20 protein-coding genes are annotated in these 22,148 nt (G+C 41.5%); 7 read left to right on the top strand and 13 right to left on the bottom strand.

The window, feature by feature from the left end; genetic code table 11:
* Window positions 1-314: 314 nt before the first annotated feature.
* The 3 genes from ABJD71_RS03110 to ABJD71_RS03100 form a co-directional block, all read right to left on the bottom strand.
* Entirely contained in the window at window positions 315-1,340 is a 1,026-nt protein-coding gene (locus ABJD71_RS03110; RefSeq protein ID WP_348164376.1) for a serine hydrolase domain-containing protein, read from the bottom strand.
* A 475-nt stretch (window positions 1,341-1,815) separates the two neighbouring features.
* Complete coding sequence (locus ABJD71_RS03105; protein WP_348164373.1) at window positions 1,816-2,301, bottom strand: adenylate kinase; 486 nt, start codon at window positions 2,299-2,301, stop codon at window positions 1,816-1,818.
* A gap of 3 nt (window positions 2,302-2,304) precedes the next feature.
* Window positions 2,305-2,895: a helix-turn-helix domain-containing protein gene (locus ABJD71_RS03100; protein WP_348164370.1), complete on the bottom strand. Its 591-nt coding sequence runs from the start codon at window positions 2,893-2,895 to the stop codon at window positions 2,305-2,307.
* A gap of 110 nt (window positions 2,896-3,005) precedes the next feature.
* Between ABJD71_RS03100 and ABJD71_RS03095 the strand changes: the two genes are divergently transcribed.
* Window positions 3,006-3,752, top strand: a complete 747-nt coding sequence (locus tag ABJD71_RS03095) for an SDR family oxidoreductase (RefSeq protein WP_348164367.1) — start codon at window positions 3,006-3,008, stop codon at window positions 3,750-3,752.
* 16 nt (window positions 3,753-3,768) lie between these two features.
* On the top strand, window positions 3,769-4,209 hold the full coding sequence (locus tag ABJD71_RS03090; protein ID WP_348164364.1) for a cupin domain-containing protein: 441 nt from the start codon (window positions 3,769-3,771) through the stop codon (window positions 4,207-4,209).
* A 52-nt stretch (window positions 4,210-4,261) separates the two neighbouring features.
* Here ABJD71_RS03090 and ABJD71_RS03085 read toward each other — a convergent pair whose 3' ends face one another.
* From ABJD71_RS03085 to ABJD71_RS03055, 7 genes are all read right to left on the bottom strand, one after another.
* On the bottom strand, window positions 4,262-4,681 hold the full coding sequence (locus tag ABJD71_RS03085; protein ID WP_348164391.1) for a hypothetical protein: 420 nt from the start codon (window positions 4,679-4,681) through the stop codon (window positions 4,262-4,264).
* 28 nt (window positions 4,682-4,709) lie between these two features.
* Window positions 4,710-5,270: a lactoylglutathione lyase gene (gloA, locus tag ABJD71_RS03080; RefSeq protein ID WP_348142965.1), complete on the bottom strand. Its 561-nt coding sequence runs from the start codon at window positions 5,268-5,270 to the stop codon at window positions 4,710-4,712.
* A gap of 135 nt (window positions 5,271-5,405) precedes the next feature.
* Window positions 5,406-5,807: a DUF1801 domain-containing protein gene (locus tag ABJD71_RS03075; protein WP_348164361.1), complete on the bottom strand. Its 402-nt coding sequence runs from the start codon at window positions 5,805-5,807 to the stop codon at window positions 5,406-5,408.
* Between the two features lie 14 nt (window positions 5,808-5,821).
* Window positions 5,822-7,018 carry an FAD-dependent monooxygenase gene (locus ABJD71_RS03070; RefSeq protein WP_348164358.1) on the bottom strand — a complete coding sequence of 399 codons (1,197 nt, stop codon included), beginning with the start codon at window positions 7,016-7,018 and terminating at the stop codon, window positions 5,822-5,824.
* A 16-nt stretch (window positions 7,019-7,034) separates the two neighbouring features.
* A complete protein-coding gene (gene ovoA / locus ABJD71_RS03065) occupies window positions 7,035-9,149 on the bottom strand; it encodes a 5-histidylcysteine sulfoxide synthase (RefSeq protein WP_348164355.1) in 2,115 nt (704 codons plus the stop codon).
* Between the two features lie 52 nt (window positions 9,150-9,201).
* Window positions 9,202-10,302: a hypothetical protein gene (locus ABJD71_RS03060; protein ID WP_348164352.1), complete on the bottom strand. Its 1,101-nt coding sequence runs from the start codon at window positions 10,300-10,302 to the stop codon at window positions 9,202-9,204.
* A 72-nt stretch (window positions 10,303-10,374) separates the two neighbouring features.
* Entirely contained in the window at window positions 10,375-10,644 is a 270-nt protein-coding gene (locus ABJD71_RS03055) for a TIGR03643 family protein (RefSeq protein ID WP_348164349.1), read from the bottom strand.
* 124 nt (window positions 10,645-10,768) lie between these two features.
* On the opposite strand from ABJD71_RS03055, the gene ABJD71_RS03050 reads away from it, so the two are divergent.
* From ABJD71_RS03050 to ABJD71_RS03030, 5 genes are all read left to right on the top strand, one after another.
* Window positions 10,769-12,226, top strand: a complete 1,458-nt coding sequence (locus ABJD71_RS03050; RefSeq protein WP_348164346.1) for a deoxyribodipyrimidine photo-lyase — start codon at window positions 10,769-10,771, stop codon at window positions 12,224-12,226.
* Window positions 12,227-12,228: 2 nt separating this feature from the next.
* The gene (locus ABJD71_RS03045; RefSeq protein ID WP_348164343.1) at window positions 12,229-13,782 is read left to right on the top strand and encodes a cryptochrome/photolyase family protein; all 1,554 of its coding nucleotides are present in this window, start codon (window positions 12,229-12,231) and stop codon (window positions 13,780-13,782) included.
* On the top strand, window positions 13,769-13,906 hold the full coding sequence (locus ABJD71_RS03040; protein WP_348164340.1) for a DUF2256 domain-containing protein: 138 nt from the start codon (window positions 13,769-13,771) through the stop codon (window positions 13,904-13,906). Before ABJD71_RS03045 ends, ABJD71_RS03040 begins: the two co-directional genes overlap by 14 nt.
* Before the next feature lie 296 nt (window positions 13,907-14,202).
* Entirely contained in the window at window positions 14,203-15,393 is a 1,191-nt protein-coding gene (locus ABJD71_RS03035; RefSeq protein WP_348164338.1) for a hypothetical protein, read from the top strand.
* Between the two features lie 33 nt (window positions 15,394-15,426).
* On the top strand, window positions 15,427-16,896 hold the full coding sequence (locus ABJD71_RS03030; RefSeq protein ID WP_348164335.1) for a hypothetical protein: 1,470 nt from the start codon (window positions 15,427-15,429) through the stop codon (window positions 16,894-16,896).
* Window positions 16,897-16,968: 72 nt separating this feature from the next.
* On the opposite strand, the gene mdoH is transcribed toward ABJD71_RS03030, so the two are convergent.
* The 3 genes from mdoH to ABJD71_RS03015 all read right to left on the bottom strand — a co-directional run bounded on the left by mdoH (window position 16,969) and on the right by ABJD71_RS03015 (window position 21,911).
* Window positions 16,969-18,924 carry a glucans biosynthesis glucosyltransferase MdoH gene (mdoH, locus tag ABJD71_RS03025; protein WP_348164332.1) on the bottom strand — a complete coding sequence of 652 codons (1,956 nt, stop codon included), beginning with the start codon at window positions 18,922-18,924 and terminating at the stop codon, window positions 16,969-16,971.
* Window positions 18,914-20,410 (bottom strand): glucan biosynthesis protein G, encoded by a 1,497-nt coding sequence (locus tag ABJD71_RS03020; RefSeq protein ID WP_348164329.1) that lies wholly within the window; start codon window positions 20,408-20,410, stop codon window positions 18,914-18,916. The genes mdoH and ABJD71_RS03020 overlap by 11 nt, the downstream gene beginning before the upstream one ends.
* A 535-nt stretch (window positions 20,411-20,945) precedes the next feature.
* On the bottom strand, window positions 20,946-21,911 hold the full coding sequence (locus tag ABJD71_RS03015) for a diguanylate cyclase (protein WP_348164326.1): 966 nt from the start codon (window positions 21,909-21,911) through the stop codon (window positions 20,946-20,948).
* Between the last annotated feature and the right edge of the window lie 237 nt (window positions 21,912-22,148).

Below are 22,148 nucleotides of genomic sequence, written 5' to 3'. Positions count from 1 at the left end.
TGATAATAAGGGGTATCGACAAGACTAATTTGGCTTTTACGGGACTGAGGCATAACACACCATCCTTGGTTGTTTGAATAACCTAAAGCTTAGAACAAAGCTGTGATTTAGCTAACTTTAAAAATGGGTGTCTTGTTTATTTTATTATCACCGACAATTACTGTTACTCCATCCTTATCTACAGTTGATTTCATAATTATATTCCTGAAACATAACGCCTCATTAAGAAGCAAAAAATAGTTGGTCAAAATAGCGAGGCACGAGAAAAAACCAACTGTTTTTTGTCCTGCTTTAATGACTTGTTATGAGCTTTTTTACCTGCTCAGTATTTCAATAATTCTATTATTTACAATTTCTGACAAGTTCCAGTTGTACAGTTTAGGATCAGTTGTGCTGTAGAACTGAATAACAACAACATCAAGATCTTTGTGATATTTTGCAAAACTCTGGTATCCTGGAACCCAACCGGCGTGTTCATATTCATAAATGGAGGAATATATTTCCTGCTCTCCTTCTTCAAAAACCGCTCCTTCATTCAGCGCTCTTAAGAAAACACCTACATCTTCTGCTGTAGCTAACATGCCATGCTCGTCTGCCTTTAAATCAAAAGGATGCCCCACATGATAACCACTCATCACATCGTCTATATTCACATCATTGAGCGAAGCGAAGGTGTTATTAAGGTTTAGTGGCATTAGAATTCGTTCCTGAATGAAATGGAAGTTACCATAACCTAGTACATCATCCATTATCTTATTGATTATAAGATAATTCGTATTGCAATATTCATAATTTTCATCGGGTTCAAAGTTAGCTGGCTTGTCCAGAATCAAGGCAAGACTTTCTTCATAGGTCTCTGTTGGAGCTTCCCAGAAATTCGGAGCGTTCGTAAAATTTGGAATACCACTTCTATGCTGTATCATCATTCTTAAGGTAATTTTATCTGCGTGTTCAATTCTTCCCACAAGTTCAGGTAAATAATCAGTAATTTTTTTATCTAGTGAAAGCAGCCCATCACTTATCAGTTTGGTAACTGCAACAGCATCATATAGCTTGCTAATGCTGGCAATCTTAAATAGGGCTTGAGGTTTGGCAGGTATCTTAGTTTCTCGATCATGCCAGCCGGAAGCGAAATATTGAGCTGGCTGACCAGCTTTGTTTATGTAAACTACCATTCCATCAAAACCATGTTCAATAGCTTCATCTAACTGTTCTTGAATCGTACTTGGTATCGGAAGTATCCATGCTTTTACTAATAACCAAGGAACAAAGAACAAAGAAGAAATAGATGCGACTATAAGTGCTAATCTAAATATTCGTTTTGTATTTTTTTTGGACAAACTCCACCTCTGTGAAATTAAAATTGCTCATAACAGTATTAATAGATGGAAAAATTCCGTGTTTAAACACGGAATTTTTCCGCCTTTAAACACGGAATTTTTCCGCCTTTCTACATCACTCATTTCTACCATACCCTCTAACCCTTTGTACAGGTTAACTTTATTCTCTGTGACTAATTCAGCACATGGGGAAATACGGAATTTTTCCTAGAGCTTGCTGTTATACGGATTTCTTACTGAACTTGTATAAATACACATGTAAATTAGTAAGAATGCTATATGCCTAAATCAATGTTGTTGATTTAGCAGTTGAAGGTCACCGCTAGACAAGCCGACGGGCTAAAGCTCAACCTACAATGCCCCAATACTATCGCAGACTAAAATATTGCTACTTTTACGTGGGGTGTCTGCTTTAGCCTTTTTACTAACTGCGCCTTATGTTCACTAAAAAGGCTTCTACTTCTGCTCGTGAACGTTAGCGAATTAAGCGCATATTGCTCGACGATTTTTCTTTAAAAAGGTTTCGATATTTAGACTTCGTTTTCCAATAGTTTTTTAGCATCCACCAAATCACTGATTCTGATGAAAAGAAACTACGATAAAAGGATTCTTTATTGCCGGTTCCTGGCCAGATTTCGCTTCGGGCATAAGACCTTTTGATTGAGCGCTGAAGTATTTGTGTAAACGTGCGCCAGAAGCCTAAATCTAACCAAATTATAGTGTCAACAACAGACCATTTAACGCGATTAGTTTTAGAATGATTTCCGTCTAAAACAAAACTGGGGTTGCTGATAATTTTTTGAATGGTCATAACAAACTCTAACGTCTCTAGTGGCTGCCAATCTGGCTGCCAAAGTATTGCGTCCATTTCAATGTATGTGATATCTAGTGCCGCAGCGAGTCGTTTACTAAAATGAGACTTCCCGCTTCCACTCGTTCCAATAACGTTAACTTTTCTCATAGTTCAATAAACCACATAAAACAGGCCTTTGGCCAGTGGAGTTGAAATACATTCAAAGCGGTGCGGAATCGCTGCATTAAAACTAGTGAGTTGCTGGGGTTTTATAGACACTCGCTTGTTGGCGATATACATCAGCATACTGCCCTGCTCTAACCATATATGCTTAGTCGACCCTGCCACATTGGCTGCAAAGGCTGTTTTACCACTGGTTTTAAAATGAAAATGATAAATTTCATTCGAAAAGTGCCGAGTTTGACTATTTAGCAAATGGCATACAAAGGGGCTGTCTTTTTTACTAACTAAGTTCTCTGTATTGATTTCAGATACACGAATATTAAGTGCCTGCTCTGGTGGCTGTACTAAGTCTCCTAAACTTATTTCCATAGCATTGGCTAACTTGGCTAACACCACAATGGTTGGCGTAGTCTGCGCTGACTCTATTTGTGCGATCATCGAACGACTTACACCTGAGCGATCCGCGAGGGCTTGCAAGCTTTCTTGTTTCGCGGCCCGATAACTACGTACAAAATGTCCAATAAAATCAAAGCTTGGCTCACTCTGCGTGTACTTTTTATCAATAGTGTCTGTTGTCATACTCCTCACCATATTCCAATATACTGGATAAATTCCTATTTATACTTACACAGTCATCAAGAAAGCGCCAGACTCACCATTCAAAACACAACTTATTCAGGTGGTTAGTCATGACAGGATCTAAAAAAGTAGTCGCGGTGACAGGTGCAAACTCGGGTATCGGGCTAGACATTGTTAAAGCCTATCTTGCGGCGGGTCACAAAGTCGCAGCATTTTCACGAAGTATTGACCAATGTGAAGCTTTGGCTAAGCAGTACCCCAAAAGCTTAATATGTAAACAGGGGTTAGTTGAGAACTCACAAGATTTAGAAAGCTTTTATCAACAAATATCAGATACTTGGCAAGGGCTCGATATCCTTCTTGCCAACGCGGGTATCGCCCATGCAGAAGCGATATCAGAGGTAACTGAAGAGAGCTTTGAAAACACCCTAAACATCAATGTAAAAGGCGTATTTTTTACCGTACAAAAGGCATTGCCTGTACTCAACATGCATGCATCTATCACTTTAATTTCATCCATACAGGCTAATCGCGGGGCCGGTGTATGGGCAGCTTATGGTGCCTCTAAAGCAGCGGTCAGATCGTTAGCTCGCTCCTTTGCAGCTGAGCTAGGCGCACAAGGTGTGCGGGTAAATTGTCTATCACCCGGTGTCACGCAAACGCCAATATTCGATAAATTTGGGATTGATAGAGGAGTTTTAGATGAAAGCCTTGTGCAAATCAAAAACGCCACCCCCTTAAAGCGTTTAGGCGAAGTCGCAGACATCACAAACGCTGTGATGTATTTAAATTCTGAGAAGGCATCATTTATTACTGGCGCTGACATACAAGTTGACGGCGGATTGGCTCAAATCTAATAGGACGATAAACCATATGAAAATTCAAATACAACCGCTGATATTGTTGATGCTATCCAGTCTAAGTATCTCATTTGGGTACGCTCAGGACGCCAACAAACTGCAGGCCGTTGAGATATTGAACACCACTAAAAGCTGGGATAATACTGAACTAAGTGATGCACAAAATAGTGTTAATCAAATTACTGCTTTGAAAGTCATTATTCCGCCGAACTCCAGCACGGCTGTGCATCTGCACCCTGTATTAAGTGTGGGTTATGTCATTAAAGGAGAGTTAACACTTATATCAGAAGATAAAGAACTGAAGATTATTGAAGGCGAAGCCTTAGTAGAACTGGTGGGAAAATGGCATAAAGGCGTCAACAAAACCCACAGCCCAGTGGAGTTATTTGTCATTTACATCAACGCTAACGATAACCCTCTAACCATTTACCAAAACACCAAAAAGCCCCACTAATAATGGGGCATCATCTTACAAGGAACACTGAGTATATTCTGTGAATTTGCATTTATAGGGTCGGCCACTGTTGTTTTAAACCCACTAAATGTAGTAAACCAATTAGCAAACAAATAACCGAGCTCCAAATCCAAAATTCTGGGCTTCTACCAATAGGGTTAGTCACAAAATAAAAACCTGCCCCCCCCCGTAAAAGGTAAACACTGGTGATAACGATAAGTGCCAAACGAACTAAAGGCATGGAAACAATGATCCCAGCTGCTGAAAAGGCGTAAAGAGACCAAACAGATAAAACGCTGAAAATAACCAAAGTAATAATGGTTGGCTGTAATAAACCCTTTTCAGCCATCACTGCCATATGCTCACCAGCACCAAAAAATCGATACCAAGGCGCGCCAAAGTAAATACACCCTAGGTGTAATAGCCCTGCTAAGGCGCTTAAGCATCCTGCTGCTGTAAGGTAATAGTTCAGATGCTTTCCTTGAGGGGTATGAATCATACTATTTTTGCTGCAAGTGACCTTTTAATAATGTAGGCAAGCGAGCAGGTGTAAAAATCTCAATCCAATAACCATCAGGATCTTTAATAAAAGCAATGCCTTTCATGCCGCCATCGTTTGGCTTTTTCTGAAACTCAACACCTAGTGATTCAAATCGTTCACAGGCAGCGTCAATATCAGGCACAGAAAAACCTATATGACCAAAGCCCTTAGGCTCTGAATTTCCATTGTGGTAAACCACTGTGTCATCGTTTTCATCTCCCCAGTTATGGGTTAGCTCTAACATCGCTGGGCGGCCAAACGTTTGCACCATACGTTCGTCATCGTCTGTAGACCACTCACCGCTGGCTTTTGGCGGTACACAGGCTAAAAAGTACAGAGTAAACTTCATGTCTTCAAAATCTAGACGTTTAACTAATGTCATACCTAACACTTGAGTATAAAACGCTAAGGTAGGCTCAGGGTTTTTGATCCTAAACATGGTTTGATTAAATACAAACTCATGGGTAGCCGGGTCGTGCTCTTCACTTAGGCCTTTAGCTTGGTCAAAATGACGGCTCATATGGGTATCCTTTTATGTTTTATTAACGCTAGAGGCGGTTATGGTATCTTAGATAATCACCCCATTAAAAGCTTTTATAGGGTCAACAACAAAGTAAGCAACTAAGCTTACTTTTTTGATTGTTTGTCTTAATGGTTAGCGTTTTTTACGTAGCTGATACGTTAACGCAGCAAAGATAAATTGCTTTATCAATTCTTCATCAATGGGGTCGTGGCTATCAAATAATATTCCCCGGTTTTTGTCGTAATCTAAGTCTGGGTAAACCAACCTAAACTCTTCAATTAAACGGGTTTGACAATGTACAAATAAGCCGTACTTTTGCGGGTTAGACTTAAGGGGAGATAGTCTTAAACTTGTACCCGATTTAGGTGTATGGGTTAGGTAGCTTGGCTCCCCCCATTTTAAACACTCGTCAATGGTTCCTATGCTTTCTGATGTATTGGCAATATCAAAAATCCACTGCCGAATAGTTAACAAGGTCTCTTGAGTATTGGGCTGACAACTATCAAATACCGCTTTAATTGTAGGCTCCATCATCAGCACTTGTCCTCTTAGCCCAATTTTTTCGGTAGGTTATAACCGTAAATATCGTCTAGTTTATTTGCAGCCATGGCATCACTTAAACCAAACTTTGATAAACCAGATAACACAGCTAATTTAGCTTGATTGGTGGGCGAGCTCATATGGTATAAGCCGGCGTTTTTACGTGCGCCAAGTTGAATCCCCTTAGTGCGGGCTAATCGTAAATCTTGATATTTTTTTAAAGCGGTGGGTATGGGTAAATCACTCCCTAAATAATGGGCTAACACATAGCTGTCTTCAATAGCCATCGCCGCGCCTTGTGCTAAAAATGGCAACATGGGGTGGCAAGCGTCACCTAATAACGCAACCTGTTTATCAACCCATTGGTTTAACGGTTTTCTATCAAACAAAGCCCATAAAAAACATGACTCGGTAGCATCAAGTACTTCGGTTACCTCTGGATGCCAGCCTTTAAAAGCCCCCTTAAGTTCATTAATATCACCAGGCTCATTCCATGACTCTTGTTGCCAATCGACTCGCTCTTGCACAGCCACAAAATTCACTAAGTCGCCGCCCCGCAAGTAATAACTAACAAAGTGTTGCCCAGGCCCCACCCATAAATTAGCCTTTGGCTTAACCAAGTTTTTAGGCAGTTTGTATGCCTCAACTGTGCCCCGCCACGCCACCTGCCCGGTAAACACAGCAGGAGTTTGCCCCAGCATACAAGACTGCACCTTAGACTTAATACCATCTGCCCCAACAAGTAAATCAGCTTGCACTTGAGTAGAATTTTGCAGCTCAACCGACACACCTTTTTCACTCAATTGATAACTAACAACACCACAAGATAAGTGAACGCTTACACTCTCCTTAAGGCATGATTTGTAGAGAGTGGATTGTAAATCAGCACGATGAATGTGCAGGTAGTCTGCCCCGTACTTTTGCGTAGCCTGCGCCCCAAGAGGCACAGAAAAATAGTCGGCACCTGTTTGGTAATGACGCATCACGGCTGCGCTAGGTTGAAACCCTAATGCTTTGATCTCATCAGCTACATTTAAACGCGCCAATACATGCATGGCATTGGGGCTTAACTGCAACCCCGCCCCTACCTCAGTTAGTTCAGCGCTTTGTTCATAAACAGCAACATCAAAGCCTTTTTTACTCAAGGCTAATGCCGCGCATAGGCCGCCAATTCCTGCCCCTGCTATTACAATTTTTGTGCCCAAAAGGGATCCTAACGGGTTAGCTTTTCTTACGCCAAATAGTAATATGGTTGTTAGCAGTTTGGCTAGTACGTTTGTCTAATTCAAACTGGCTAACAATGTCAGTTTGCTGTAATAGCTCAAACTGATCTTGCATGATGTCTAACAGATGAGCTTCGCTGCTTAGGTTTTCACCGTTACGTTTTACGCCGCCAATCCAGTGCTTTTTGTCAGTTAGGTCTTCGTTCCATCCATAGCTGCTGCCTATCACCACGACTCCACCAGCTTTCACTCGTTGGCTTAATTGTTTCAATAACACTTCTGGGTGGTAGCTGTATTCAATGACACGGTGGCAAATAACCAAATCATAATCAGCAAATTGCGGCTTAAGGTTGTGTCCGTCGCCTTGGGCGAAATTCAGGTTTTCAGGGGCTTGTTCAAAGCCTAGCTCAGCGAGAGTGACTTCGTGAAAGTCAAATATTTCACCTTGGGTCGGCATAGCGTAGCGCAGCTGCCCTTGCTCTTTTAAATCTAAACAGTGCTGAATATGCCGTGCAGTAAAATCAATACCATCTACTTGACCTGCCAATTTTGCTAATTCAAATGACAAACGCCCTACACCGCACCCTATATCTAGCACTCGGCTGTCAGCTTGAACATACGCTTTGCTAAGGCTCAATAGTTGTTGCAGATCGCTTGTGGAGTCTAAGCTAGTGGCCTTAAAATGATGATGCAATAAACGGCTAATATCGGTTTGCATCTCACATTTAGTCACAGCCGTAATAGGGACATCTTGACTGTTACTTGCTACATAACGAAACCCAGCATGCTGATAAAAATGACGGCGAAACGCATAGCGCGAATCACGGGTCGCTTCGTTTCCAGTAGAGATCCAGCTGCCCCCTTTTATAAGGTTATGTTGACCATCAAAAGTAGGGGTCGAAAAGTCATCGTACAAAGGGTGAACCTTAAAGCCTTCATAGCCATCTATTGGACTTTCTGTCCACTGCCACACATTTCCAATAACATCATAAAACTCAGTTTGCTTAAATTGATCAACAGGACAAGAAGAAGCGTAATGTTCTAAATTTACGTTACCCGGAGCTTTACTCCAATAAGGTAAATCGGTATCAAGTTGGTCTCTGAGTACTTGCCACTCTCCTTCAGTAGGCAAACGTACAAAATCTTTGCTTAGGCTATCTTTCCAATTACAAAAGGCTTTTGCTTCGAGGTAATTAACTTCAACAGGCCAATTGAGCGGTAACGGGATTTCTTCTGTTAGATTACGTTGCCAGTACTTACCATTCTTTACATCCCAAAATCTCGGCATTGTAGCTTTAGTGAACGCTAACCAACTTTGCCCCTCTTCGGTCCAATACTGTTTATTTTGATAACCACCAGCATTGATAAACTCCATAAATTCTTGGTTAGAAACCAAATACTCAGACGCAGAAAACTTGTCTACAGAAAGAGGCTGTTGACCATATTCATTATCCCAACCATAGGTTGCATTGGTTTCAGGTTTACCCAAAACAAGGTCTTGAGCTGCCACATCAATTAAGCGGTTATTTGGCGCATCACCGTATTCAGCACAAGACTTCCATAGGTTCGAAGGAGTGAGATAATTCAAATCTAGCATGCGTATGATCACAGACGATGTTTCTACATGAATACGTTCATGTTCACACCCCATCAACAACACCCAAGCCAGTGAATCTTGCTGTATTGGCAAAGCCAAAGGCATAGTATCAATCAGCGCCAAAACGCGTTTTTTAACACTATCTCGGTATTCAGACACAGCGCCTACACTTGGCCATTCATAATTTCCTGGCGACAAATCGTCCCAAGACATTTCGTCTACACCAACCGCGCAAACAGATTCAATTTTTTCGTTTTCGCGGCTATGAATAAATTGCCCTAAGAGTAATTTATTGATGTAAAAAACAGCGGTGTGACCATAATAAAATATTAGTGGATGTCGCAAAGGTTCGGGCCGAAGGTAATAGGCTTCATCTTGATTAATCAGTGAAAACAATGATTCGTATACATCCCACGTTTGTTCGAAGTAGGTTCTGATTTCGGCCCGTTTACTTTCAACATTATCACCCGTTAATAAAGGTGGCTTATCAAGGGTAATTACTTTTTGTTTTAACAAAATGTTATTCCTAATATTTTTATTATCAGCTTAAATATAGCCTATTAAATTTTTATGACCCTAAAGTAATATTGGACCCTTGATATGGTGCTAAAACCATATCTCTAATCCTTTTACCTAGGTTTGTGGCATCTGCGTAAAACATATTTTGACAATATAGGTCTACTTTATTCACCAGCCAATTATCATTTTTAAATAAAGAAAGAGCACCCAGAACTAAGGTATCACAATGGTATGTGTCATCTATCGACCTAGGTAACGCCTTATCTAAAGCGTTAGGGGCAAGCTGCCCTGTTTTCCAACTGTTTATACCTTCGAGTACATTTAACAATGCAAATATCACATTTAAATAAGGGTTATATGCTTGGCTCGTTGCCCCTATTCTGTGTTCAACCCGAGCTGTTTTTTGCCAATCAGTGGTGTAAGACAACACCGAGTTGTCTGCCGCAAAAAATAATGGTTCTTGGCCCATAGCTTGGTTGTGCTTGCCTTTTTCTTTGTACAAAGCGATGCTGCCTTGATGCCCGCCAGATAACACCACAGGCGAACTTAATTCAGCATCTAAACCATAGTCTTTTCTTAGAGATAAGCGCTTAAACGCATCTTCTTCAGGTAAAAACAAAATGCAGTTGTGGTAGCTATTTTTCAGTAGGTGGTATTGAACCCACTCTCCTAACCCTTGCTGTGCAAATAAATTTTCACCCTTGTCGTTCTCCACACTTACGTTCAATTGTATGGCATTAGGTATATGAACAGACCGCGTGTCTAATGAAAATATTGCACCCGAACCACTGAGATAACGTCCATTATCAGCGCCCCAAGCAACGGGCTGCATCAATACATTTGCTGCGCCGTATTGACGCATAAGTTGAGGCAGTAACTGCATAGCCTTGTCGAGGTTTTGTGCCTCTTTCAAAGGGGATTGACCATTAAAAAGAGAGACATACTCCCATTGGTTTTTCCAATACTCAGTTTTAAGCTCACCATCTATATCAAGTTTTTTTAGCTTGCGATTGATACCAGAATAATCAAGTTGCTTTTGCCATGGATATAACTCAAACACCCCTTCTAACTCAAAGTGCACCACTGGATTAAACCCTTGCAGTGCTAAGTTATCGAGCAAATGTTTTATAATGTGTTGCAGCAACATCATGTTAGGCGTTCGACTCTGTGTTTATATTTATTATTGTTAGTGTACAAAGCTAAAATGAACAGGCAACTACTATCACCTATGTTTATATTGAGTTTTGCAATATCCTCGTAAAATACCTTCAGGCCGCATACCGAGGTGCTTTGTTTTTCTTCCAGCCATGCGCTTACGCCACACTTTAAATGAAGCGCTTTTCAATTCTGCCCGCATGAAGCGTGTCAGCTGGTTTGGCGTCATCCCAAATAAGTGCTCGATGGCCTCAAAAGGGGTTCTGTCTTCCCACGCCATTTCAATGATGCGCGACACATCAGCTGGGCAATATTTATTCAAATTATTAATTTTCATAAATCACCGTTACGGGAGGATGAATTTTCTGGTTCACTAAACCATAAAATTAATGACTAGGTTGATCTGAAAAACTGTAAAAAACGTAGTGTGTCATTATATAAGCGCTAGAAATTTTTAAGAAATGAAAACTCCCATCAACGGAACGACCTTAGTGTGGTTCAGACAAGACTTACGACTAAAAGACAATCCAGCCTTGCACTACGCAGCAGACATAGGGTCAGTATTGCCGGTATTTATCCTTGATAAAGATTGTCCTAAACACGCCCAAATAGGAGAGGCTAGCCAGTGGTGGTTGCACCACTCTTTGCACGCGTTGAATGCTTCTCTTGATGACAAGCTGCATATGCAAAAAGGCCATGCCACAGAGATTTTACTAGATATCATTAGCACTCATGACATCACACACATTGTGTGGAATCGCTGCTACGAACCTTGGCAAATCAAGCGTGATAGTCAATTAAAACAACAATTAGTGGACATGGGTATACAGGTTAAAAGCTTTAACAGCCATTTACTTTGGGAGCCTTGGCAAGTACTTAAAAAAGACGAAATGCCTTATAAAGTATTCACACCTTACTACCGCAAAGGCTGCCTAACCAAGACAGCCCCTCGTATGCCAGTAGCAAAACCTGAAAACCTTACAACTGCATATGAACCCGACCTTGACCATGGCTTAGACTCGTTAGCGCTAATGCCAAGTATTGACTGGTATGACACTATAGCGAAAACATGGTTGCCAGGAGAAGAAGGCGCGGCTAAACGTTTAAGTGAGTTTTTACCTGATGGAGCAAAAGACTATAAAAACAACCGAGATTTTCCAAAGCTAGGGGCGACCTCTAAGCTTTCACCTCACTTACATTTTGGTGAAATATCTCCCAATCAGGTTTGGTATGCTGGGATCCACGCACTAAATGGCAACCTAGACAATCAAGGGCTCGATTGCTACCTGAGTGAATTAGGTTGGCGTGAGTTTTCTCATTACCTGCTGTATCACTTCCCTCATATTCCTGAGCAAAACTTTAGCCCAAAGTTTGAGCATTTTCCGTGGCGCACTGACAACGAATCGTTGCTAGCTTGGCAACGAGGCCAAACAGGCATTCCTATTGTTGATGCGGGCATGCGTGAACTGTGGCAAACCGGCACCATGCACAACAGGGTACGCATGGTGGTGGCTTCATTTTTAGTGAAAAACTTACTCATTCACTGGCGTGAAGGCGAACGTTGGTTTTGGGACTGTTTACTCGATGCCGACCTTGCCGCTAATAGTGCTAGCTGGCAGTGGGTTGCAGGCACAGGTGCTGATGCAGCACCTTACTTCAGAATATTCAACCCTGTAACACAGGGGCAAAAGTTTGATTCTCAAGGAGACTACGTAAAACGTTATTGTCCTGAGTTAAGTAAACTACCTGAGAAATACATTCATAACCCATGGGATGCGCCGCAAAATATTTTAGATTATGCCAAGGTGAAACTGGGGGCAAACTACCCTCGCCCGCTGGTCGATTTAAAAGCCTCAAGGCAAAGAGCGTTAGATGCATTGGCAGATGCTAAGCAGTTAGCTGAACAGGCTAATGCTTAGCTATGGCTTCTTTACGATTAATTCTCGGCGACCAATTAAGTCACTCACTGGCTAGCCTGCAAGACTGCAATCAAGCCGAAGACTGGATATTAATGGCTGAAGTACGCAGTGAAGCCAGCTATGTAAAACATCATAAAAAGAAAATAGCGTTTTTATTTTCTGCTATGCGTCATTTCGCAGCAGAGTTAACAAGCAGCGGCCATCAGGTTTTTTACCGAAAATATGACGATAAAGAGAATAAAGGAAGTCTATTTGACGAGGTGATGGCATTTTGCGAAAAAGTATCTGACACCGACAAAGCCATTACCGACATTATACTAACCCACCCTGGCGAATACCGTGTATTGGCTGATATGCAAAGTTGGCAAGACAGACTAGGCATTAATGTGATGATCCGACAAGACGATCGCTTTTTAGCAAGCCTAGAAGAGTTTGCAAACTGGGCAGAAGGGCGCAAACAGTTACGCATGGAGTTTTTCTATCGAGAAATGCGTAAAGCTTGGTATTGCTTGATGGATGGCGATAAACCAGTGGGCAATAAGTGGAACTACGATAGTGCCAATCGCAAAGCCTTGCCAAAGGGAATGTCACCACCACCACCCACCACCTTTGAGCCAGACGACATCACCCAAGAAGTCATCACACTAGTCAAAGACAATTTCAGTGATCATTTTGGCAAGCTTGAACCGTTTCACTTTGCGGTTACCCGGGAACAAGCACTACAAGTGCTCTCGGTGTTTGTGGCAGAACGTCTAGATAATTTTGGAGACTACCAAGACGCCATGGTGCAAGGCGAACCTTGGATGTACCACTCACATATCAGTTTTTACCTAAACTGCGGGCTGCTCACCCCAAAAGAAGTTATCGAGCAAGCAGAGAATGCTTATCGTCAAGGTGATGCTCCGTTAAACGCAGTAGAAGGCTTTATTCGCCAAGTTTTAGGCTGGCGCGAATATGTCCGAGGCTTGTACTGGTTCAAAATGCCTGGTTATCAAAATGAAAACTTTTTAAACGCCAAGCGCTCACTACCCCGCTTTTTTTGGGATGCAAAAACCAACATGAATTGCTTGTCTCAGTGCATAACTGAAACCTCTGACAATGCTTATGCCCATCATATTCAAAGGTTGATGGTACTGGGTAATTTCTCATTGTTAGCTGGTTTGCATCCAGATGAGGTCAATGAGTGGTATTTAATTGTATATGCCGATGCTTACGAATGGGTCGAAATGCCCAATGTCACAGGCATGATATTATTCGCTGACGGAGGCTTATTAGCGAGTAAACCTTATGCCGCAAGCGGAAGCTATATCAATAAGATGTCTAATTACTGCCAACACTGCCATTACAACGTAAAAGAAAAACTAGGGGCGCAAGCCTGTCCTTTCAATTATTTGTACTGGGATTTTTTAGACCGAAACAAAGAAAAGCTAGGCAATAACCCCAGACTTGGCATGCCATACCGTACCCTCAACAAAATGACAGACGAAAAACGCTTAGCCATTAGCCGCGATAGTCAGATTTTCTTCAAGGCTATAGAAAGCAATGAAGAAGTCTGAACTCCCAAGTAAGATCTGCATAGTGTGCGAGCGACCTTTTAATTGGCGTAAAAAATGGCAACGAGACTGGGCGCACGTGAAATACTGCTCCAAGCGCTGCGCCTCTCGCAAAAGGAAAATATAACAGTTGTCCCATTTACTAAACAACATTCACAATCTGTGATAGTTGCTTTGCATGCCATCGGCTTTCTAAATACCTAGCTGCCTGCAAACATCTATAAATCGATAAATTCACTCTCATCTCTATACAATTCTTTTGTGATATTCATCACGACCATGTGATGCCATCACTATAAAACAGTGTTTACTTCGTGAATAAATCGTGACGAATACTCCGTAGCCTTTACCACATTGAAAAGCACCTAGCTAAAAATAAAAGCTTCTCAATTCACTGTCACTTAAATTTCAGAAGGTAAAAACATGCGTAATAAATCTATCAAGGCACTCGTTGGCCTTTTCACACTCTCAAGCTTGTATTCAGCAATGGTTTTTGCACAAGAACTTGATGATGAAGTACAACCTTCACCACCATCAATTGGTACAGATATTCCAGTCACCTATTTTGGTCCACCTCCGTCAAGTATTGAGCCAGAATTGATTGGTCCAGTACAATTATTACGATCGGGTACCTTAGATGTTGATGCTGGTACCATCACTCTTCCCCTGTACTACGGAAAGTTAAAAGAAACCGGTGAAGCGGTTTGGTATGTTATTACTGATACAACTGATGCTGAAGTAGCGGTTGCACTTGGTGTTAACCACGCTGGAAAACTAGCGTTTGCTGACAACTCACGCTCTGCCCGTATTGCAGAAACAGACGTCGATGGAACCTTGATGTTTCACTGGGGAGCTGTTGATTTCTCACCTGAACGGAGTGTCACACCGGGCGAATTACCTAACGCATTTCCACCCGTTGCGTTTCAACCTGGTTCAGTAGGCGACGAGCTGTATTCACCTTTAGTTAAAATTATTAGCGCTGGCGACCATGTTTATAACGCCCCTATGATTGCCTTCAACACGCCAAGAGAAGACTTAGACTTTTGTGATACCACGCCAGATTATTCTCTAGTACACGACAAAGTTGTACATATTTGTCCGGAAGAAGGCACGGTAACACTTAAATTAACCCCAGGCTTCAGCTTCGCGAAACCAGTTCTATATATTTCTACAGATACCAATGATCCGTTACCCGCAGCACTAGAAGGTGCCACTTATGCTCCAGGCTTACGAGATGTTGCAGTTGGTGCAGATGATTCATTGTTTAGTTCGGTCGAACGTATATTTGGATTTGTTAACGGCCCAGTTAACCTTGAAGAAGGAGTAGTAAATCCACAAAGGCAAGGCTTTGAAAGCGCATTACGTGGTGAAGGTGATGTCTTAAACGTACTAGGTGGCATACCAACGGTAGCAACCGATTATAGCCCATTATGGGATCTCAACTTGGGAGAGTGGTCACAAGAAGCGATAGACCGCGGCTATGTATCACGATTAACCGAAGAGTTTCAAATCCTTGGCTTAGTAGAGCGAGGTTTTATCACTGGCCCAGGTGGCGCAAGTTATGGCTCAACGGGTTTTATCATCAATTGCCCAATCGTACACCGTTTTCTATAAAAGCTCTTTACTACTTTATTCAGGATTAAGATTATGAAATTTCACACAAAAAAAATATTTATCGGCGTTGCTATCGCCTTAACCTTAAGCGCATGTAGCGGTGATGATGGTGTGCAAGGTCCAGTTGGCCCACAAGGTGAAGCTGGCCAAGACTTTGTTGCGGAGCCTCCTTCTGAAATAACGGTTCCTTTTGGTGGACGACTGGCTCAAGATTTTGCTGACTCAACTGAATCGAGCACCAACGCCTTTGAATTAGTGCCGGGAACACCCGCTGAATTTGAAGAAGATGACGATGATGTCGCACCAGGTCCCCCTTCAGTTGGTGCCGACATCCCCGTTACTTATTTTGGGCCAGCTCCATCTGACAGTAATCCAAGGTTAATAGGTCCGGTACAACTGCTTACTGCTGGTATCGTAGATACTGAGTCGGAAGTAGCCACAGTCACTTTACCTCTTTACCGAGGACGTTTAGCCTCTGGCGGGCCTAAAAATGACCAGCAGTTTTGGTATATTGTTACCGATACCTCTGACCGAGATAACGCAGCAGCGCTAGGTTTAAACTTCAGTGAAAAGCTCGCATTTACTGATGTTTCTGCAGATGGAGATAGTTTTGAACCTAATGCTGTTCGCCGCGGTTTCTACGATAGTGAAGGGGTATTAATCACCTCTGGTGGTGCAGTCGATTTTTCTACTGTTAGAAGTGTTGCATCAAGCTCTGATGACACATCGGGTACCAGTAATTTAATCGCAGCATTAACCACCTCTCCCGGCGCAGTAGGGACTGATGTTGGTGATCCTGATGGCTTTTATAGCCCTTTAGTAAAAATTGAAAATGCCCGTAACCACATATTTAATGCACCTATGGTCTCATTCAATACAGACGCTGAAGAATTATCTGCATATTGTGATGGTATACCAGAAGAGAAACTGGCTGATGCCCAAGCAATACTGCACGATAGTGTGGTTGCCATCTGCCCAGGTGAAGACGGCGAAGCCGGTACTGTAACTTTGGAGTTAACATTAGGTTTTAGCTTTGGTCGCCCTGTTTTGTATCTTTCAACTGATGCTTCAGCTGGTTTACCTGCGGCGTTAGAAGGCGCTATTCATGCTCCAGCTATGGGTAACATACCAGTAGGCGCCGATGATTCATTGTTTAGTGGTGTAGAACGTATATTTGGTTTCACCAATGGCCCGGTAAACGATGCTAGTGGCCAGGTTAGTCCACAGCGCCAAGGTTTCAATAGCGCAATACTTGGAGAAGGCGTGCCACTTAATGTATTAGGTGGGATCCCAACTATAGCGACTGACTACAGCCCTCTTTGGGATTTAAACTTAGGAGAGTGGACACAAGAAGCGGTAGACAAGGGTTATCGTTCAAGAATGACTGAAGAGTTTGCCATTCTAGGTATGGTTGAAAGAGGCTTTGTAACGGGTCCAGGTGGCGCACCTTATGGTTCGACAGGGATCATAATCAACTGCCCAATCGTACAACGTTTATTATAAACAGTAATAAAAAATAAAAGCCCTGCTTAGGTATTTAAACAGGGCTTTTGCATATTTTAACAAGAAGCGTGGCTAACCTATTTTTGAAGAAACGGATACGGATACTGATTCAGAGTCAGTTTCTACATCAGGATTCTTTTTTGTAGGATAGATACCTCTTGCTAATGGTTGCAAGGGCATATCTACCCAAACTTCATCAGGTAAAGTAGGGACGGCAGCAAGCTTTCGTTTCATCTGTAAGTTTTTCATACTACGATTAACATTACGGATAGCACTATTGGGCTGACATTCTGTTTCTAATAAAAAGATCCCTTTATGCTTGCACCACAGGCCAAACTTGACACTACTTGATAACCTAATAATAGGAGCAGCTAACACCAAGCCAGAAAATACCGGTAACAACCACAAGAATAAGGTCGAGGTATAATAAGCAGTTACGCCCCCCCAAATTAGTCCAATGGTAGTCAGCAGATAACTAAAACGTAAAGCCTGTGACCAAGGAAGCATTCGCCCTTCCCTAACTTGCGCTTCCCATTTAACACTCTTACCCGCTAAAACATTAAGCACAAAATAACTATGGAACATCATCATTACTGGGGCTAACAGTACCGCAAAGAAAAACTCGACTACTGCGCTTTTTAAAAAGTTAAGACCCCCCCCAAACTCTTTGCGTCGCTGCAATAATGTGATCACTATGCCTAACACTTTCGGCAAAAACAGTAATGCGATAGTGACCCACAACGTTGTGATCATCACGTTCTTTTTGGTGATCAACCAAGTAGGGAAAAGCTGATAAGTACTAGTGAAATACACAGGAGTGGTAAATGCTTGAATTAACGCATCTGCGGTACCAGCTAACAAAGACAAAAGCAGTAATATTGAGCTGGCGTAAGCAAATGCTCCAAAGCTAAAGTGCATTCTATTCTCTAGGCGCAAACCTTTAGTGGTAACAATCCCCAAATGCTGCATGTTACCTTGCACCCAGCGTCTGTCTCGGGTGGCGTAATCTATGATATTACTAGGTACTTCTTCGTAACTACCAGCAGAATCAGTTAGCAAAAACACTTGCCAACCAGCTCGGCGCAGTAACGCTGCTTCAACAAAGTCGTGACTTAAAATTTCTCCACCAAACGGTTGCTTACCTTTCAACTCTGGCAGTCCACAGGTGTCGATAAAAGCCTTCATTCGGATAACTGCATTGTGTCCCCAATAGTTAGCACAGTCAGCTTGCCAAAACGACAAACCCGTTGCCAGCATAGGGCTGTATACTTGCGCTGCAAATTGCACAAAACGCCCGAAAAAAGTACTTTGCCTGGCTGGCATTGGGATGGTTTGAATCAAACCCGTGTTTGGGTTGGTTTCCATACGCTGAGCTAACTCAAGCATTTTTTCACCGGTCATAATACTGTCTGCATCCAGCACTATCATACTTTCATATTGATGCCCCCAGCGCTGACAGAAATCTTTGATATTCCCTACTTTACGGCCAACATTTTTTTTACGGTTACGATAAAAACAGTGCCTAGCCAAATTACTTGGTAAACGTTTTAACAAACTTTCCCAAGACCTAAGCTCTGCAGATAGTAAGGTTTGATCTTGGGTATCGCTAAGCATGTAAAAATCAAACTGCTTAGCACTGTGTGTGGTTAGCATAGTGAGTACTGTTGCTTCAAAACCAGCCATAATACGCTGGGTCTCTTCGTTATATACTGGCATGACGATAGCGTGGCGTTTCTGAAGTGGCTCCGAGCTTACAGGAGCATGTTGTTCAGCTTGAAACGTTAATGGGTCTCGCTTAAAAAGCTTAAGAAAGAAACCAATAATTGATGTCCAAAAGGCCATGGTTAACCACAAAAAGAGCACTGAAGTTAAGCCTAGCTGGACCCATTCTAAAGGTCTGAACTCATTGGGCTGAAAGATGATATACACCTGTGACATAGCCCAATAAGCTGTTGGCAATACCAATAATGCCATGATTAACAAACGGATTTTTCGGGCTCTAACCTTCAAAACAAAGTTATTTTTCATGAACATATGTCCATACCTCACTAATAGGTTTTCCCTTATGGGTTACTAAAAGTCGCATATCATTTACACTACGCTCACTCTCAGGGGTAAACAAAAAGGTCGCTCTTATTTCGTGATCAAAGTTGGTTTTAAAGACCCTTACTTGGCTAACATTACCATTTGTCGCTGAGATATCTGCAGCCAAATCTTCTGGGTTAAGGACCACGCCATCTGGCACGGTAAAATCTACGATAAAGCGGCGAGTTAGGTTGTCTTCATCTACTTCTTCACCGGGCAACCTATCGGCCCCTTGTAAAGTACGAAGCACCTTTGATTTATCGTACGCGTGAGCATCTGCACTAACTGTCTTCAGTTCATAATGCACATGAATACTGTCACCTTGCTTCACTGGCTTATCATTAACCCAATAGGCCACAATATTGTCGTGAGTCTCTGAATTAGTAGGGATCTCAACTAATTCTAAACGGCCTTGGTTAAACCCTTTATAAGGGGTTACCCAAAAGCCAGGGCGTTGATGGTAGTGGGCCTCGCTATCAACATAGTTCTCATATTGAATGTCTCGTTGCAATAACCCAAACCCCTTTGGAGCTTTGTCTCCCAAAGATGTAATACGTAAACGGTTAGGGTTATCTAAAGGTCTCCATAACCTCTCATTGTTAGAGGTGATAAGCATCATACCATCACTGTCGTGAACTTCAGGGCGGTAGTCATCAGGCTTAGTTAATGAGTTTTCTCCATACAAGAACATACTGGTAAAAGGCGCTAAACCTACTTTGTCTATATCATCTCTTGCAAATAACCACGCTTTAACATCTGTTACCGTGTCGCCCGAGACCTCAGACTCCATTGTAAATTTATAAATACCTGTCATTGATGGACTATCCATCTTCGCGTAAACACTTAATTGTTTACCATTGGCAGGTTCTATTAACCAAAAATCAGTAAAATAAGGAAACTCCTCGCCTTCTGGCATGCCTGTATCAATCGCTATACCTCTTGCAGATAATCCATATTTTTGATTTTTACCAATTAATCTAAAGTAAGTCGCCCCTAAAAAAGCCACTAGTTCATCTTTGTAGTTTTTACTATTTAATGGGTAATGCACTCTAAATCCGGCAAAGCCGACATCTTCATTGATTTCGTCACCAAGAAACTCTGCAGGTGGATCATAACGAAAGTAATCTGTGTTGAATGGTAATTGAGTCACATGGTTTTTGTAATCTATCATATGAATATTAACAGGGTGTTTATAGAGAAACCCTGAATGAAATAGCTGCACCTCAAACGGATAAACCCCTCGCCAAAGGCTCTCTTTGGGTTCAAACCTTATGGAACGATATTGCTGATAATCAATATTATTTAACGCTTCATTTTCAATGGCCTGAATTGGCTCAAAATCTATCTCAGCTTTAGCTTGAAGCACAAGTTTTTGAAGAAACGGGCTACTCTCACTTGGTAAGTCCCGCTGCTCTATATTTTGTGACACAACTTCCCATGAGCTCAATGATATCAATGCAAAAAAAACACTTTTTAGATACAAGCTACTTTCCTTATCTTTAGACTAACTAGGCTTAATAACTTACCAAAGCAGTTATTACGCCATATTTCAAAAACATCCGTTTTAATTGCTCTTTTCGAGCTATTCCGACCCATTTAAGACTGAGATTGCAGGTTAAAAAGGAGTGATGTATTCATCTGATAAACCTTAGCCTAGTAACATAGTTCGAACTTTAAGCTCCATGTATTAAAAAAGAGACATTAGCTTTCTACCTCAACCACATAGGCACATTATTCCTGGAGCAACAGCTACCTAGTCTTTCTAAAATGGATTGGGTCGGCTTTCTATTTAAGGCGCATGATGAATCAATATCGTTTTATTCAACCAAATACGCCTAACATACTGAAAAGATTTTAAGGCGGTGTATATATCTGTTTTTAATCATGTCACAGGGTTAGTCGTTACAAATGTAACGCTGTAGAACAAAGAAATATAAAGTTAGCATTTGATTGACCAGTAAATTTCACACCCAAAATTGATTGCGACCATTGACTTTTGCTTTGTATAGGTTGCTATCAGCTTCTTCTAACAACCACATTGGGTCAATGTTGGTGTCCTCAAAAGAATTAGGTTCACAGCTACCGATACCTATACTCACACTCAAATACTCATTATCATCATATTGATTAGGTATGTGTAAAGCTTGTAACTCTAGCAATACAGCTTTAGCTACCTTTTGGGCACCTTTACGGTCTGTATTAGGTAATAAAATAGCAAACTCTTCGCCTCCAAACCTGGCCCCAAAATCGGAGTCTCTAGCCGCGACATTTTTAATCACTTTGGCGACTTTTTTCAAACACTCGTCACCTTCAATATGACCAAAAGTATCATTAAAATGCTTAAAGTGGTCTACATCGATCATTAAAGCAGATAAAGATGAGTCGGTTCTTTTCATTCTGTACCATTCACTGTTTAATCTGGTATTCAGCTGCATTTTATTGGCCAAACCTGTCAAACCGTCAGTACAAGAAATCAATTCTAGCTCCTTAATGTTTTTCATCAGTTTCATGTAGTTAGTTATTTTTGCGTTTAGCAAAAAAGTATTGACGGGATTAACCATGCAATCTAATGCTCCCAACTCCAATGCAATAAGCTGCGCATTAATAGAGTTAGTTTCAGTTAACACAATAACTGGGATAAAATTTAACATTGAGTTAGAGCGAATTTTCCTAAGAGTTTCTACCCACAACTCTTTACTGTCTCCAACGTAAAGTATGATCATATCGACGTCTACATCGCTACACGTTTGAAAAATATCACTAGTATGAGAAGTAGTAATCACATCGAAGGTCTGAGTAAATGATAATGACAAACATTCTAGTGCTCTACCTGCGCCGACAAACATTAACCTTTGATTTGGCTCAGTAAAAACTCGGCCAAGGTATTCTGTCTCGGCGGCCTGTAAAATATTGTTACTGGATGCAAACATAGTAAGCGGTTCCTAAAAATTAAGTTTTATTTGGGTGAACCAATTAAAATCACTTATTAAGAGACAATCTGGCGCGTCATGCTCCTTTAGAGTCATTGAGTCAATAAAGCTTGATACTGTTACTAAGAGTTTTTGCATAATGGAAGGTTCCTGCTCCACAAAAAAATCACACTTTAAAAGCGCTGGGATCTATTCGATCATAATGAATTTTTAACAACTCACTTTTCAAGTTCAATA

The sequence above is a fragment of the Paraglaciecola sp. genome (genome assembly GCF_039943935.1).
In the GTDB taxonomy this organism is placed as follows: Bacteria; Pseudomonadota; Gammaproteobacteria; order Enterobacterales; family Alteromonadaceae; genus Paraglaciecola.
The sequence above is the reverse complement of the archived record's forward strand: the minus strand, read 5'-3'. Positions and strand labels throughout refer to the sequence as shown.

Excerpts from the sequence above, each read along its gene's own strand:
- ABJD71_RS03105 (WP_348164373.1), bottom strand. The coding sequence starts at position 2,301 with ATGAGAAAAGTTAACGTTATTGGAACGAGTGGAAGCGGGAAGTCTCAT.
- ABJD71_RS03055 (WP_348164349.1), bottom strand. The coding sequence starts at position 10,644 with ATGAAAATTAATAATTTGAATAAATATTGCCCAGCTGATGTGTCGCGC.
- ABJD71_RS03050 (WP_348164346.1), top strand. The coding sequence starts at position 10,769 with ATGAAAACTCCCATCAACGGAACGACCTTAGTGTGGTTCAGACAAGAC.
- ABJD71_RS03015 (WP_348164326.1), bottom strand. The coding sequence starts at position 21,911 with ATGTTTGCATCCAGTAACAATATTTTACAGGCCGCCGAGACAGAATAC.
- gloA (WP_348142965.1), bottom strand. The coding sequence starts at position 5,270 with ATGAGCCGTCATTTTGACCAAGCTAAAGGCCTAAGTGAAGAGCACGAC.
- ABJD71_RS03075 (WP_348164361.1), bottom strand. The coding sequence starts at position 5,807 with ATGATGGAGCCTACAATTAAAGCGGTATTTGATAGTTGTCAGCCCAAT.
- ABJD71_RS03035 (WP_348164338.1), top strand. The coding sequence starts at position 14,203 with ATGCGTAATAAATCTATCAAGGCACTCGTTGGCCTTTTCACACTCTCA.
- ABJD71_RS03030 (WP_348164335.1), top strand. The coding sequence starts at position 15,427 with ATGAAATTTCACACAAAAAAAATATTTATCGGCGTTGCTATCGCCTTA.
- ABJD71_RS03100 (WP_348164370.1), bottom strand. The coding sequence starts at position 2,895 with ATGACAACAGACACTATTGATAAAAAGTACACGCAGAGTGAGCCAAGC.
- ABJD71_RS03095 (WP_348164367.1), top strand. The coding sequence starts at position 3,006 with ATGACAGGATCTAAAAAAGTAGTCGCGGTGACAGGTGCAAACTCGGGT.
- ABJD71_RS03060 (WP_348164352.1), bottom strand. The coding sequence starts at position 10,302 with ATGATGTTGCTGCAACACATTATAAAACATTTGCTCGATAACTTAGCA.
- ABJD71_RS03090 (WP_348164364.1), top strand. The coding sequence starts at position 3,769 with ATGAAAATTCAAATACAACCGCTGATATTGTTGATGCTATCCAGTCTA.
- mdoH (WP_348164332.1), bottom strand. The coding sequence starts at position 18,924 with ATGAAAAATAACTTTGTTTTGAAGGTTAGAGCCCGAAAAATCCGTTTG.
- ABJD71_RS03045 (WP_348164343.1), top strand. The coding sequence starts at position 12,229 with ATGGCTTCTTTACGATTAATTCTCGGCGACCAATTAAGTCACTCACTG.
- ABJD71_RS03040 (WP_348164340.1), top strand. The coding sequence starts at position 13,769 with ATGAAGAAGTCTGAACTCCCAAGTAAGATCTGCATAGTGTGCGAGCGA.